This is a genomic window from Arundinibacter roseus, assembly GCF_004348825.1.
In the GTDB taxonomy this organism is placed as follows: Bacteria; Bacteroidota; Bacteroidia; order Cytophagales; family Spirosomataceae; genus Arundinibacter; species Arundinibacter roseus.
In genome coordinates, this window is sequence record NZ_SMJU01000011.1 from 76,369 (window position 1) to 92,477 (window position 16,109).

Genomic DNA, 16,109 nt, shown 5'->3' on the forward strand with positions numbered 1-16,109 from the left:
AGTACCTTATTACTCTAATCCAAAAAATGCTGAATCATCCAAATAAGTCTGAACCGGAAGACTTACCCTTACTGGTGGGCGAGCGTATTGGTTTTCAGATCAGCTGCAAATCATATTTTGGCAACGGAACTTGTCTGGCTATTTCAGGGAGATACATCAAATGTATTAGTCAAACTCATGACAGAATCATCAAGTTGTGGCCGCCTGTTAATAGCCTTTTAACGGCCGCCGTTGTAGCTCTCAAAAAGGTTGATAGTCTGAGTGCGAAGTATATTCATAAACTGACAGATGGATCCGGTTCATGTCAGCTTTTTGCTTATTAAGTCCCTGGTAGACGGACTAATGCCGTATTCATTTGCCAAAGACTTCCACCGGCTCAGGGCATACCGGGTTTGGGCTACACTTTCTTCCACAAGCGCTTTTGGCAGGCCTGCTTCCAGACCAAGCTTTATGAGCTGTTTGTCACAGGGATTTCTTCCCTCACCGAGTACCATTGTGCTCTGTTCTCCCCCAGGGCCATTGGAAAAGGTCAGATCATAGGCAGGCGATAACTTCCATACGCCTTTTTCATCCATGAGAAAACTAAAATTTTTCGCATGATCATCCCGGTTATGGGCCAGGACATTGAACACAGCCAGTCGATACATTTTCTCAACCTCCCGTATGTCCCTGGTAAGCTGTCCAGTCAGCATCAGTAAATCTTCATAATCTAATGAAGGTGTCCGGAAATCGCTATGCAATAGGCCGCTTACTGTATGCATGTGGTATCGGTTTGTACCATCCCGGTCAAATCGTTTTGTCGCAAAATATCCGCCTCCTTTACCAGCTGCGAACAAATGAGTTTCCGAAATCCCAACTCCCGCCTCTTTTGCCATCAAAGCATACACGTATTCAATGACACCAGAATCTAACCCGTCCTGAGAATTCGGAAACTTTACCAACCAAGGCTCAAATCCTTCGGCGAGTTGCTTTGCTCCATGCGATATGTTTCGACGGGTCTGATCCACTCCTATGAGTGCTTTAGGTCTAGCCCCGGCTGATGATCCATTTAATGAAAGTAGTTCCTGAAAAATCTCTTCTGAACTTCCAGTAAGAACCTCTCTGGCTTGCTGAGCAAGTTTATCCAGATCAATAAAGCCATCTTCTATATCAGACGGACTATAATCCGGTTCATAGACCAAGGCTCCCATTCCGTGAAATCCAACATGTGCCAGGCGATCCAGTGAAGTTATTTCGGAAGGGAATATGTCTTGAGAACGCAAAAGGCGATCAAATAATAAACGACCCCAGCCGTCAGGCAGGCTATCGCTAAAAACACCAGCCAATCCCTCAAAAGGTCTTGCCTCAAAAGCGCTAACGCCAGGTCTGAGAGGCAAACGTAGCGGAGAAATCTCTAATTTTTTTTGAATGAATGACCGTTCATATTCAAAATAAATGGTATGATCGCGAACTGCCAAACGCCCAACCGGAAGAATCTCACGTCCGAAATCCAATCCTACTTTGAGTTCTGTGATACGTCGTTTCATTTGTGACGTCCTCGTTTACGGGTTGAGGTTTCCTGCTTCAATACTTCATCAATAGAAGTGAACGTTGGTTTTACAGGCCTGATTGCCTCAATCACCTCTTCCAGGCCGCCCACAACCATAAGAAGCCGAAGGAATGATTCAAGAGAGATAACTCCTTTCTGCTCAAACTTTCTTAACGTTGGAAGGGCAACACCCGAACGTTCTGCCAGATCTTGCTGAGTAAGGCCTGCATTTAAACGCCTGGAACGCACGTTTTCGGCCAGCTTACCTAGCGCCTTCGATGGTGATATTAGTGATATCATTGTATTACTTAGTGTCTTTTTGCTAAATAATTACTACTATTGTATTACAAATATAACATATTACAAGCAAAGAATTCTTCACCTGGACGGATTTAATAAAGAAATTGCAGGTATTAAATTGGTTCTTAATACAGAAGCCGTCATCATTTAATTTATGGGTGGTTGGTAGGTAACAAATAAGTTAATGTCAAGTATTGTGTGTCATTTACTTGACCATCATGCCTTAGAAAGGCCAAAGAAAGCCAATGCACCATTACTTACATGCTGCTGGATTTTAAGTATAATCAGCCGACCGCTGGACTTAAAAATAGGGAGTAGTTCAGAACGATGAATTTTAGTATTCTAATTTTAACAAAGCAAGGCTGTCTCAAAAAGGAAGCCTCGCTTTGCACTAGGGAGGTAATTATTACTAGGGTGCTGCCTTAAAAAATGATGATGATCAAAAATTCAAAACTAATAATTAGAATCTGAATAGAGATTCGGGCAATTATTCGATAATTTTTTTCATGTTCTAAATCGAACGTAATCGTTCAAAAATGAACAGTTCAACGTGATATGAATTCTACAACACCCTGATTTTCATTTAATTACATTTTAGGTATGATTTTGTGAATAAGATAAACAATACTTAGCCTAACTACCGCTATTATCCTTATTCCTGAAATCATGATTAGAAATTACTTAAAAATCGCCTGGCGAAATCTAACGCGCAATACACTTTATTCAACCATTAATTGTGTAGGATTAGCTGTGGGTTTAGCAGCATGTATGGCCATTAGCCTGTACGTGTGGGACGAATACCAATACGACCGAGCCGTACCGCACTTTGAACAAACGTATCGGGTGACGGAAAGGCAAAAACAGGCCACGGGACTTTACGACCTTGCCGTAACGCCCGGCCCACTGGCGCCAGCGCTCAAAGATGATTTTCCCGAAATTACCGAAACGGTTCGCCTAGGGGCATGGTCGGGATTGCTTCAGTACCAACAAACGGCGGTTGAACCCGAAGCCATGCGAGTAGTTGATGCTTCTTTTTTGTCCTTTTTTGGGTTTAAACTCCTGAAAGGAAACCCGCAAACCGTTTTATCATCGCCTGACGAAATTGTAATCAGTGAAGCCGTGGCCGAAAGGTTTTTTGGCAAAGATTGGCGCGCTCAATCCGTTCTGGGAAAAACCATTCATTACAATCAGGAACGCCCGCTTCGTTTGTCAGGCATCGTTGAAAATTCGCCGGCGCGTTCTCACATTCAATTTGATGTATTATTGCCCTTAAAATACTTTGAGTTGAATGATAAATGGAGTTACAATTGGGGCAGCAATAATTACCATACGTACCTCAAAATAAGGCCGGATACCGACATAGCCTCTTTCAGTCAGAAGCTGGCAGGGCAATTAAAAAAATACGACAAAGACAACGAAACACCGCTTTTGCTGCAACCACTACGTGAAATTCATTTGTATTCCGACTTCGATTTTGGCACTGATTGGGGCATTCATGGCAACATTCGGTATATCCGTATTTTCGTCCTTGTGGGGTTGATCATACTGCTCATTGCTCTGTTCAATTTCATCAATCTATCCACCGCACGAGCCACGCAGCGGGCCCGGGAAGTGGGCGTCCGCAAAAGCGTAGGCGCGTTACGCTCCAGCCTGATTGTGCAGTTTTGGGGCGAGTCGTTATTGATGACCAGCATAGCCCTGGGCGTGGGGTTGGTACTGCTTAATTTATTGATGCCTTTTTTCAATGAGTTGTCCGGCAAAGTGATGGTCGTGCCTTTTCAACAGCCGCTTTTCTGGGCTTCCATGGTCGGAGTGCTGTTGTTTATCAGCTTTTTGACTGGGCTTTATCCCGCCTTTTATCTTTCCTCGTTCCGTCCGGTTAGGGTGCTGAAAGGGATTTACGATAAGAAATCAGGTGCTGGTTTTCGTAAAACGCTGGTGGTGACTCAGTTTGTAATGTCAATTGTTTTGATCATTGGCACAGTGGGGCTGTTCCAACAATTACAATTCATACAAGACAAAAAATTGGGGTTTGATAAAGAGCAGTTGCTGTATGTACGACTTAAAGGAAATGTACGAGAAAAGTCACTGACCCTGAAAGAGTTACTAACGAAGCAGAGCAGTATTGCATCAGTTTCGGCTACCACGAGTACGTTAGTCAATATGCAAAACACTTCGTATATCGAGTGGGCAGGAAAGACCCCCAATGATGATTTCTTGATCACTCAAATGAACGTTGACGCTGATTTCCTGAAAACAACTGGCATGGCGCTGGCTGCCGGACGCAACTTTTCAACCGCCATAGCAAGCGACACAAGTAGCAAGTTCGGCACCTACCTCATAAACGAAACCGCCGCCAGGCGCATGGGTTGGACACCGCAAAAGGCATTGGGAAAAAAAGTGAATTTTTGGGGACTTGACGGAACAATTGTGGGCGTGCTACGCGACTTTCATTTCCGTCCCATGAATGTTAAGATCGAACCGTTCATTGTTCGTTTTCGTCCAAAAGAAAGTTATTTCAATCTGTTGGTCAAAACACGCCCCAACGAAACACAACGTGCATTAGCCGACATTGCCCAACTCTATAAAAAGTTTGAACCCAATCAGCCGTTCAGTTACGGATTTGTAAACGAGGATTTAGAACGTCAATACGCCGTTGAGCAGCGCACCGGACAATTGCTTTTGTGCTTTTCCATTCTTGCCATTTTGATTAGCTGTTTGGGTTTGTTTGGGTTGGCCACTTTCACTGCCGAACAACGCATCAAAGAAATTGGCATCCGAAAAGTGATGGGTGCTTCCATTGCAAATATTACGGGCTTGTTGTCCAAAGATTTTATCAAACTCGTGTTGATTGCCAACGGCATTGCGTTTCCATTGGCTTACTACGGACTGAATCACTGGCTGCAGGATTTTGAGTACCGTATCGGTATCGAATGGTGGATTTTTGCCTTGGCAGGCATTATGGCTATTGGAATCTCTTTGGTAACAGTGAGTTTTCAAGCAATAAAGGCAGCGCTGATGAATCCGGTGAAAAGTCTACGAAGCGAATGAGTAAAGGTTGAATAGTTATATAAGATTCAACGAAAAAGCAGATCCAAATCAAGTTCAATACCTGTAACTGAATCGATTAATTGGCCTTTTGTAAATACCTGTTTTGATCCATCAGGAAATAAAATATATGCGTTTTGCAAGACAGGAATAATTAGCCACACAGAAAGAACACCTGCCGGGAAATACTGCTTGTACGCTTTATCAGTTAACTCTGTAAGTGCTTGACGGGGTGAAAGAATCTCAACAGCTGTAATGGGCGGCTTGGAGTAGAATATAACATCATTTAACCAATCAACCATCAAATGATTATAAATGGAAATATCCGGCTTGCATTTGACCGTTGAAAGTTCGAGTTCAAGTTCTGGCAGAATATCGTATTGATCCTCATACCGATTGAGCGCCACACATAACCGATGAATTAATTTTGAATGATTAACAGACATAATATCTTCAGAATGATACTCTTCGATAAGATCGTGATTGGCAGTTTCCATATCATCTACTTTTTTAACCAAATATAACCAAATACCCTCATGCTCTCCAACTACTTCAAAATCGCCTGGCGGAATCTGCTACAAAACAAACTTTACTCAAGTATCAACATTGTGGGTCTGGCGGTGGGGCTGTCGGCCTGTATCGTGATCATGCTGTTTGTAAATTATGAAAATGGCTTTGACAAGATTCACACCAAAAACCTTTTTCGGCTAAATGAAATTCAAACCTTTGACGGTATGGTCGAACCTCAGAAAGTTGCCTTATCCATGTACCCAATGGGCCCATCTCTAAAAGAAGAATACCCTGAAATAAAAGATTTTGTTAGAATCGACGATCAGGAACATGTCATTCTTTCCCATAACAATAAAAAAGTAGAGCTGCCAGTAGTCCTGTGGGCCGATGCAAATTTTTTGGACATGTTTAATTTTCCGCTCTTACAGGGAGACCCCGCCACAGTATTGATTGAACCAAATACAGTAGTTTTAACCCAAAAAAGTGCCATTGCCATTTTTGGAAATCAACTGCCTTTGGGACAAACCATTACGTATTTGGGACGTGATACAATTGCCTTTAAAGTGACAGGGATTCTAGCGGATTTACCTTCCAATTCACACCTGCAGTTCGATGCACTTTTTTCGTTTAAGACCATACCAGAAGAAAATTTGAATTATTGGGGTGGAAATTTTGTGATCACGTATCTTGAATTAGACGGAAATGCAAATTTGTCTACACTGGAAGAAAAATTTCCGGCCTTCCTGAAAAAATATGCTGGGGAGGATGCCAAATTCTATGAATTGTTTTTGCAACCACTGTCCGAAATTCATGCCCATTCAACCGACATTACACACGATTATTTGAATTTTCAAAAATTCGACCGCAAATACACCTATATATTTTCAATAATAGCCCTACTAGTGCTGGTAATCGCCTGCATGAATTTTATGAATCTCTCGACTTCCCGCTCTACTGGACGCGCCAGGGAGGTAGGCATTCGTAAATCGATTGGAGCTCAAAGATTTCAACTCGCCGGGCAGTTTATTGGAGAATCGGTTCTGATTGCTTTGTCTTCACTAGTGGTAGCTGTGGGGATAATAAAACTTTCACTTCCCTTTATTAATCAATTCAGTGAGCGCAAACTGATGTTTTCTTTGTTTTCAGACATCATTTTGCTAGTCACGATGATTACTGGAACCATCCTGGTCGGCATATTCTCAGGACTATATCCAGCAATTTATCTGTCGTCTTTTCAGGCAGCCAAAGTCCTGAAAGGCACCATTCAGCAGGGCAAAAGTACATTCCGGAATACTTTGGTGGTAGTGCAGTTTAGTTGGGCAGTTGCTCTGATTATAGGAACTGGATTTGCATTAAAACAGCTTCGTTTCATGCAGGAAAAAGATCCAGGTTTTCAAAAAGATCAAGTTATACTAGTACCCCTTGATGCTCAATCGACCGAAAAGTACAATTCCTTGAAGGAGCAACTTCTTTCCAATTCTCAGATTGAATCTGTGTCAGGTTCCTGGCAACGGCTGGGAAATAACTTTCATCAGGGAGGGCTTGAATTTCAGTCAGAAGGGCTGATTCGTGAGATAGGCACCTCCTATGTAGTGGTGGATCCTGACTATCTGACTCTATACAAGATGGAACTTGTGGCCGGACGAAATTTTCGGACAGATATTTCGGACAATGGCCAGTCATATATAATTAATGAGTCGATGGCCAGGGAGTTATTAAAAGGGATCAAATCATCAGACCAGAATTCTCTAATTGGCAAATCTTTTGGTTTTCGCAATGATTCCAAAGACTCTCTGGGAACTATCATAGGTATTGCCAAAGACTTCAATTTTAATTCCCTGCATCATAAAATCGAAACCCTGGTTTTACATAACCAACAAAAGTGGGGATATTCAGAAATGTCTATTCGGATCACAGGATCAGATTCCAGACAGGCCATTGCAGCCATTAAGAAGATCTGGAATCAGCAGTTGCCGCAACAAACATTTACTTATTCGTTTCTGAACGATCACTTCAACAACCTCTACCATGCTGATAAACAGGTAAATACAATCGTTGGATCACTAGCAGGATTGGCAGTATTTATTTCTGCACTGGGTTTATTCGGTTTGGCATCTTATTCCGCAGAACGGCGTACAAAAGAAATTGGAATTCGAAAGGTGATGGGGGCCTCTGTAATCGGCATCGTGGCGTTGCTTTCCAAAGATTTCCTGAAACTCGTACTTATCGCCATCATTATCGCCAGTCCCATCGCCTGGTACGGCATGAACAAATGGCTGGCGGACTTTGCCTACAGGATCGACATTGAGTGGTGGATGTTCGCTTTGGCCGCCGGCCTTGCCGTGGGAATTGCGCTATTGACAGTGAGTTTCCAGAGCGTAAAGGCGGCGCTGATGAATCCGGTGAGGAGTCTACGAAGCGAGTAAGTGCTGTTTTTACTAATCAATCCGGTTTAACAATTCAAAGTATGATCACCAACTACCTCAAAATCGCCTTCCGCAACCTTGTCAAAAACAAGACCTACTCGCTCATCAATATTGTTGGCCTGGCCATGGGCATGTCGGTGTCGGTACTGATCCTGATGTTTGTAATGCACGAGTTCAGTTTTGACAAATTCCACGAGAAGCACGCCCGGATCTACCGGATTTTGGCCAAAATAAAAATGGGGGATCAGGACTTACAGATGAACTCCTTCTCGGCCAAACTGGGTCCTGCCCTGAAAGAGTACAATCCGCAGGTTGAGAACTTCGTGCGAGTAAAAGACGCGGTGGATAAAATTGTAATGAAAAATCCTGCCCGTGGGGAAGAAGCCTTTTACGAGCAGAATTTCCTATTTACCGATCCATCTTTTTTTAAGTTGTTTTCCTTTAAAATAAAAGATGGGAGCGCTGCCAGTCTTGATCGACCCTTTACGATGGTGATTTCGGAGCGCGCCGCTAAAAAATATTTCGGCGACGAAAATCCGGTGGGAAAAAGCCTGACGTACGAAGGAAAGTACCCTATGCAGATCATTGGGGTAGCTGAAAACCCGCCGTCCAATTCATCGTTTGATTTTGATTTCGTGGCTTCCGCTGTCACCTACCCTCAGCTGAACGAAAACAACAAAAAGGAATGGGATGTCGCAGGAATATTCGATACCTGGCTACTGCTGGATTCGGATCAATCAGTGGCAGCGGTGGAGAAAAACATCAAGCGTGAAGGTGAGAAAACGGGAGCATTTGCAAGTGACGCAGAGTACCAATTGGAAAACCTGGCAACGATCCATTTGGGAAATAACTTCAATGAATCGGGAAATACCAAACTTATTTACATTTTCACGGGCGTGGCGGTACTCATTCTTCTTTTGGCGCTTTTCAACTACATGAGCCTCACTACGGCAAGGGCCACCTTGCGCGCCAAAGAAGTAGGGGTGCGTAAGGTAGTCGGGGCCAATCGGGGCGGGCTGGTCAGGCAGTTCTATGTAGAATCCATTTTGTTGTGTTCTGTTGCTTTTGCGCTTGCGTTCATGTTGGTGCAGCTATTGCGGCACCCTTTCTATGATCTGCTCAATCTGCGGATCGGCGCTTCGTTTCTTTTCTCACCTTCCTTTTTGGGGTACGTCATCGGGCTACTGTTAGTGAGCGCACTCATTGCCGGGAGCTACCCCGCGCTGGTATTATCGGGATTTGCGCCTCTGGAAGTTCTCAGAGGCAGGTTGGCGGGCAGACAAAGCAGTGCCGGAGTCAGGCGATTTTTCATGGTATTGCAGTTTACGGTTTCCATCATTTTAATTATATGCAGCCTGGTGGTCCGAAATCAGCTGAATTACATGCAAACTAAAAAGCTGGGGCTATACAAAGAGCAGATACTAAGTATTCCATTGTCTTCTTCGGTAGCTGATAGTTATTTCCCTTTACGTAACGAGATCCGGGATCAGGTAGGAGTTCAAAATGTGGCAGCAACAAACGTGGGACTTTTCAAAGGGTACAATATGTTTTTTCTAAAAAATAGAACTACCCAACTGGATGTCCCTCTGGTCACGTATAGCGTGGATCCTAACTTCACCGAAATTCTGGGCCTGCGCTGGAAAACTAAACCCGACACCACACTATGGAAAAATCAGAGCTACATGGTTTTGAATGAAACAGCAATCAAGGAGATGGGTATCAAGGGCGATCCTATCGGACAGGAACTGGTGCCTGGAAGTAAAGTTGCAGGTGTTTTAAAAGACTTTCATTTCTCATCCATCCAAAGCGAAATCAGGGCCATGGGACTTTTTGTGTCAAATGATACCACCAACCTGGTGAAGGCATTGGCAGGTAGAGGAGAGTTGTATGTCCGGCTTGATCCCAAAACCAACATTCAGGAAAAAATCGCTACCATCGGAAAGATCTTCAAAAAGTACGACCAGGAAAAACCTTTCGAGTATTATTTTCTTGACGATGCGTTCAACGAAACCTTCAAGACCGAAATCAGGATGTCGACCATGTTTACGATCTTTACTTCCTTCGCGGTTTTCATTGCCTGCATGGGGTTGTTTGGCCTGGCCGCTTTCACTGCCGAAACCCGCACCAAGGAAATCGGCATCCGCAAGGTACTGGGCGCATCCGTCAGTGGCATCGTGGCTTTGCTCTCCAAAGATTTCCTGAAACTGGTCCTTGTTGCCGTCGTCATCGCTTCGCCCATCGCCTGGTATGCGATGAGCCAGTGGCTGGCGGACTTTGCCTACAGGATCGACATTGAGTGGTGGATGTTCGCTCTGGCCGGAGGCCTGGGTATAGGCATTGCGATATTGACGGTGAGTTTCCAGAGCGTGAAGGCAGCGCTGATGAATCCGGTGAAGAGTTTACGTAGTGAGTAAACGGGACGGGAGGAATTTCCCAAATTGTCAGCACCTTACACTCAGGCGATTAAGGCAGAATATCCTGAGATCACACAGGCCATCAGGCTTTGGGTAAACGTAATCGATAATAAGACTGTGCTAACGGCACAGAAGCCGGGCAAGCCTGATATATCAGCTGGTAAAATTCCACTTGAACACCTGGCAACTTTCGTCGGAATATTCAGCTACTCAATCCGGCTATTCTCAGGCTGGCAGAATCGGGATAAACCTTATAAATCAATATTTCTTTACCCCTTAAGTAAGGGCCGGTGTCTCTGCTTTCAAATCAGCTTCAATTCATGTTTTGGGAGGGGTATTTACCAGCCTATTTTAGCAAATATGTTTTTCAGGATATGAGTAAATTGAGCTTGTATGACTATTTATATGTATATTAGAACAATTCTTATTCAGAATTTACACAATCTTGCCACTGCAATCGTCAAAATCTGGCTTACTTCGCACGGAAGAAACCGACCTCTGGAACGCATTCAGAGCGGGAGACCGTGTGGCCTTTGGTCAAATATACGACCTGCACATTCAGGAACTTCTTTCCTATGGCTACCGTATGACCAGCGATCGGCAACTGATCAAGGACAGCATACAGGATTTGTTTTTATACCTGTGGGTTCACCGTGAGAATTTATCTCCGACCCAGTCTATTAAATTTTATCTCTACCGATCCCTAAGAAACCGGCTTATTCGAACTGCCGAAAAAACTACGGAAGTTTCACTTGATAACCTGCCTTTTCCTGAAAGTATATTGACCGATCTGCCTTATGAGGCCGAATGGGTTTCACGGGAACAAAATCAGGAACGCTCCTACCAACTTCAGCAAGCACTCGCAAAATTGCCCAAACGCCAGCAGGAAGTGATTCAGCTTCGCTATTACCACGATTTTTCTTTGGAAGAAATCGCAAAACTACTTCAAATCAACAATCAGTCCGTACGTAATCATCTCTCCCTGGCAGTAAACCGATTGCGTGATTTTTTTGAACCGGGGGTACTATTCTTGCTTCTATTCCTGGAACTCCTAAAAAAAATCTGAATTATTTTAAGAAAAACGAGTACAAAATCTTTCTCCTTCAATCTAGGGGATAAGAACCTCATTTTTCTATGTATCAGAAACACGCTTCGTATCAACTTGCTGACTTCGTAACCGACGAAGAATTTATTGAATGGGTTCGCCGGCCTACACCGCATGCCGATGCCTATTGGAAGGAGTTTCTGGAAATCTTTCCCCACCAAAGTTCAACCATTTACAAGGCCCGGCTTGCCGTAAAAATGCTCATTCAGGAAAGTGGAGAAACCCAGGGCGCTGAACAGGATGCCCGACAAATCTGGGATACCATTGAGCAGTCACTTGATTCGCCAAAATCTGTATCCTTCTCACTATTCCTGAAACCTTACGTTCGGTGGGCTGCGGTCCTAGCCCTTATTTGCCTGGCAGGAGCCGGATGGTGGGCCGTACAATCATTGGACAAAACATCAGAAAGCAACTATCAGACAATGATTCAGGATGCAAAGATACTTGCTGCGATGGAGGAAGTTACTAACCTAACTGACCAACCACGCAGGGTAACCTTGCCCGATGGTAGTTTGGTAGTACTGGAAAAAGATAGCCGTCTGAGTTATGCCAAAAGTTTTATGGGTAGTAATCTACGGGAGGTTTATCTTACTGGCGAAGCCTATTTTGATGTAGCCAAAGATCCTCAAAAACCATTTTTGGTCTTTTCCAATGAACTGGTAACCAAGGTTATAGGGACCAGTTTTCGCATAAAAGCATTTGACAGTGAAAAGAATATCGTAGTATCCGTTCGTAGTGGACGGGTGTCGGTGTATGCGCATAAATCAGGTATGAATGCAGACCCAGAGACAACTGGCCTTCTGCTGACCCCTAACCAGGAGGTTCAATTTGATCGCGCCGGACAGCGGTTTAGTAGAACCCTGATTGAAAAACCAATGGCACTGCTGAACAAAGAAGAGTTGCAGCAATTTTCGTTTGAAGATGCGCCTGTTAGCAGAATATTTGATGCCCTAGAAAAAGTGTACGGTGTCGAAATTGTATTTGACGAGGAGGTGCTTTCCAATTGTCGTTTGACAACTTCGCTCTCGGCTGAAACCCTTTTTGAAAAGCTGGAAGTTATTTGCGAGGGCATCGGAGCTACCTACAAATTGGTCGATGCACACGTCGTAATCAGTGGCAAAGGCTGCAACTAATATTTAGACAATTAATTGATTGATAGAATTTTAGGGAAATAATTTACGATAAAGAACCTTAAACCTAACCTGCCTATGTAGAAAAAACTGCGTATCAAAGTATAAGAAAAGCCGGCGACGGGTCCAGCGTCACCGGCTCAGAATGTTCCCTTGTTGTGATTGTAGCACAAACCACTTGTCATGGTTGCAGGGAGCGTTTTTGTGTCGTCTAAACCTCAAAAACTTTGTAAAAAATGAAGAAATCCTTACAAAAGCAAAAAAAACTACTGGTTCTCATGAGAATCTCGCTCGTACAGCTTTGCATTGCGGTGATTTTTGCGGGTTTTTCCCTCGCACGGGATGCCTCCGCTCAGGAATTGCTGAACCAGAAAATAAGCCTGATAGCGGTTAATCAGAATATCAGAAGTGTCCTTTCTGAGATTGAGCAAAAAGCAAATGTACGGTTTACGTATCGTCCAAAGCTGCTCACAAATCAACAGAAAATTAGCATTAACGTTAGCAACGAACCGTTGGGAGATGCACTCGAACAAATCCTGGCACCACTGCAAATAAAATACCGGGTGATTGGTAAAGAAATCGTGCTGAGCCCGTTAGCTTCCTCCTACGCTGCTCCTTCGCCTTTTTCCATCGTCCCCATCGTAATACCCGACCGACTGATTTCGGGGATTGTTACTGACGATAAAGGGGAAGCTCTGCCGGGGGTCAGCATTGTCCTGAAAGGGACCCAACGCGGCACCACCACCGAAGCAAACGGCAAATACTCCATCAACCTGCCAGACGGACCCGCCACCCTGATCTTCTCCTTTGTGGGCTATACGTCCCAGGAAATAGCGGTGGGAAACCAGACCCAGCTCAACATTATTCTTGAGGCCGATACCAAGTCGCTGGAAGAAGTGGTGGTGGTTGGGTACGGTACCCAGCAAAAGAAAGACCTCACAGGTGCTGTGTCCATGGTGCAGGGCGATGCGATCACTAATCGTAAAACCACCCAGATTTCGCAGGCTTTGCAGGGTACCATGCCGGGCGTGATGGTGACGCGCAGCAGCAACGCTCCGGGTGCTACTGCCCAAATCCGCGTTCGGGGAATTACTACCATCACCGATGCAGGCGCCAATCCGCTCATCATCATGGACGGAGTACCTATCGATGATATTAACAGCATTAACCCCAACGACGTAGAAAGTATCTCGGTATTGAAGGATGCCGCCTCAGCTTCTATCTATGGCTCACGGGCTGCCGCAGGGGTAATTCTGGTAACGACCAAACGGGCCAAAAACGGACAGCTCAACCTGGATTATACTGCTGAGTACGGTTTTGAAAAACCTACCCGGCTCCCCGATTATGTGGATGCCGTACGCTTCATGCAGCTCTCCAACGAGCTTCGCTGGAACGACAATAATAACAATACAAATGAGTACCCTACCTTCGCCAAAGACCTCATTGACAACTACGGGCAGCTGCATGCCGACAATCCGGACCTGAACCCCAATACCGACTGGCGATCGTTGATATTACGCAATTCAGCTCCAAGGAGCAGCCATATTCTGGGTATCTCTGCCTCAGGAAAAGCCATCAGTACCCGCGTATCACTTGGATATGATAAAACCGAAGCACTCTATGACAACCGCGACTACCAGCGCGTGACGGCCCGGATCAATAACGACATCATCATCAACAAGTTTCTATCGGCAGCCGTGGATCTGAACTTTCGGCGCGTGGCCGTCAGGCAACCCACCGTAGATCCGCTTTACCGGGTGGGTATCACACCACCCATTTACGCGGCCCAATGGGCTGATGGTAGGCTAGCGTCTGGTAAAGACGGAGACAACATCTACGGTATGCTGCACAACGGGGGGTTCAACCATGCCTGGTATAATCAGGTAGGGGGAAAAATAGGCCTGGACTTTAAACCCATCGAAGGGTTAAAACTCTCCGGGGTACTTTCTCCCTTTTTCAGCTTCGATAAAGTAAAGGACTTCCGAACACGGGTGCCTTTTACGGCCTGGAACGACCCCAATCTTCAGGTGGGATACCTCAACGGCTACAACCAAACCAACCTATCCGAGGCCCGCAACGACAACTATCGCTATACAACGCAGTTTCTGGCCAACTACGACAAGCAAATTGGCAAGAACAGTTTTAGTCTGCTGGCTGGCTATGAGTACTTTTATGCCTTCAACGAAAATCTCAGCGCTTCACGAAATCAGTACCTGCTAAGCTCCTACCCTTACCTGGATATTGGTCCCCTTGAATTCAGAAATAATGGCGGCGGAGCCTCAGAAAACGCCTACCGTTCCTGGTTTGGGCGGGTGATGTACAACTACAACAGCAAGTATTTATTCCAGGCTAACATCCGCTACGATGCTTCCTCTCGATTTGCCCCGGGTTACCGATGGGGTGCCTTCCCTTCGTTTTCGGCGGGATGGACCGTTTCTGAAGAATCTTTCATGAAAGGGGCGGTTTCCAAATGGTTGCCTTACCTAAAGCTTCGGGCCTCCTGGGGCTCGCTGGGCAACGAGCGTATTGGCAACTACCCATACCACTCCATCCTGCAGTTTGAGAATAATACCCTGTTCTACCAGGGCAGCAACGTCGTATCGGCTCAGTCAGCTGCTCAGTGGCAATATGCCATTCGGAATATTTCCTGGGAAACAACCGAGTCGTTTGATGTTGGTTTTGATGCCCATTTTTTCAGGGATCGCCTTAAAGTAACGGGCGACTATTACAAGAAAACCACCCGCGACATGTTGCTCGAGCTGCAGATCCCCATGTTCCTGGGCTTTGATAACCCCAATCAAAACACCGGTATCATGCAGACCCACGGATGGGAAGGGCAGATTAGCTGGAACGATCGCAAAGGCGATCTGAGCTACTCAGCCTCCTTCAATCTCTCCGATTTTCGTTCCAGAATGGGCGATTTGGGTGGAACAGAGTTTCTCGGCGACCAAATAAAGATCCAGGGAAGCGAATTCAATGAATGGTTCGGCTACGTTTCTGATGGTCTTTATCAAACACAGGATGAAGTTGATAATTCACCTAAACTCAACGCAAATGTTAAGCCAGGTGACGTAAAATATAAAGACATAAGCGGACCCGACGGTATACCTGACGGCCGCATCTCGCCCGAGTACGACCGCGTTTTGCTGGGTGGCTCGCTACCCCGTCTCATGTACGGAGCAAATTTTAACCTTAACTACAAAGGCTGGAGTCTGGGGGTTGTTCTACAAGGTGTAGGCAAGCAGAATTCACGTCTGGGCTCGCATATTGTAAGGCCTTTGCAGGAAAACTGGGGAAATTTTCCAGCTATCCTCGATGGAAACTCATGGAGCAAATACAACTCCGAAGAGCAGAACCGCACTGCCATTTACCCCCGATATACCAATACGCTGGCAGGCAACAACTACGCCATGTCCGACTTCTGGCTTATAAACGGCGGATACTTCCGGTTGAAAAACATCAGCCTTAGCTACAATATCCCCAACAATCTGACCAAACCTATTGGCATCCAAAACCTCCGGCTGTACGGGACTGCAACCGACGTATTTTCCATCCATAACTTCCCCAAAGGCTGGGACCCAGAAATGAGCTCTTTTGCCTACCCGATCACCACTTCTATCGTTTTTGGGGTTTCTGTTCAATTTTAAT

Annotated in this window: 9 protein-coding genes; 6 read left to right on the forward strand and 3 right to left on the reverse strand. The window is 45.1% G+C overall.

The window, feature by feature from the left end:
• Window positions 1-299: 299 nt before the first annotated feature.
• Entirely contained in the window at window positions 300-1,526 is a 1,227-nt protein-coding gene (locus EZE20_RS17515; RefSeq protein ID WP_132120054.1) for a type II toxin-antitoxin system HipA family toxin, read from the reverse strand.
• Complete coding sequence (locus tag EZE20_RS17520; protein ID WP_199879916.1) at window positions 1,523-1,828, reverse strand: helix-turn-helix domain-containing protein; 306 nt, start codon at window positions 1,826-1,828, stop codon at window positions 1,523-1,525. The genes EZE20_RS17515 and EZE20_RS17520 overlap by 4 nt, the downstream gene beginning before the upstream one ends.
• A gap of 666 nt (window positions 1,829-2,494) precedes the next feature.
• On the opposite strand from EZE20_RS17520, the gene EZE20_RS17525 reads away from it, so the two are divergent.
• Entirely contained in the window at window positions 2,495-4,879 is a 2,385-nt protein-coding gene (locus tag EZE20_RS17525) for an ABC transporter permease (RefSeq protein ID WP_132120056.1), read from the forward strand.
• Between the two features lie 26 nt (window positions 4,880-4,905).
• On the opposite strand, the gene EZE20_RS17530 is transcribed toward EZE20_RS17525, so the two are convergent.
• Window positions 4,906-5,373, reverse strand: coding sequence for a Uma2 family endonuclease (locus EZE20_RS17530; protein ID WP_132120058.1), 468 nt, complete (start codon window positions 5,371-5,373; stop codon window positions 4,906-4,908).
• Between the two features lie 39 nt (window positions 5,374-5,412).
• On the opposite strand from EZE20_RS17530, the gene EZE20_RS17535 reads away from it, so the two are divergent.
• The 5 genes from EZE20_RS17535 to EZE20_RS17555 all read left to right on the forward strand — a co-directional run bounded on the left by EZE20_RS17535 (window position 5,413) and on the right by EZE20_RS17555 (window position 16,108).
• Window positions 5,413-7,812: an ABC transporter permease gene (locus EZE20_RS17535; RefSeq protein ID WP_132120060.1), complete on the forward strand. Its 2,400-nt coding sequence runs from the start codon at window positions 5,413-5,415 to the stop codon at window positions 7,810-7,812.
• 41 nt (window positions 7,813-7,853) lie between these two features.
• Entirely contained in the window at window positions 7,854-10,226 is a 2,373-nt protein-coding gene (locus tag EZE20_RS17540; RefSeq protein WP_132120062.1) for an ABC transporter permease, read from the forward strand.
• Window positions 10,227-10,671: 445 nt separating this feature from the next.
• Entirely contained in the window at window positions 10,672-11,292 is a 621-nt protein-coding gene (locus tag EZE20_RS17545) for an RNA polymerase sigma factor (protein ID WP_165933508.1), read from the forward strand.
• A gap of 68 nt (window positions 11,293-11,360) precedes the next feature.
• The gene (locus EZE20_RS17550; RefSeq protein WP_132120066.1) at window positions 11,361-12,464 is read left to right on the forward strand and encodes a FecR family protein; all 1,104 of its coding nucleotides are present in this window, start codon (window positions 11,361-11,363) and stop codon (window positions 12,462-12,464) included.
• 233 nt (window positions 12,465-12,697) lie between these two features.
• Complete coding sequence (locus EZE20_RS17555; RefSeq protein ID WP_132120068.1) at window positions 12,698-16,108, forward strand: TonB-dependent receptor; 3,411 nt, start codon at window positions 12,698-12,700, stop codon at window positions 16,106-16,108.
• Window position 16,109: the final 1 nt, after the last annotated feature.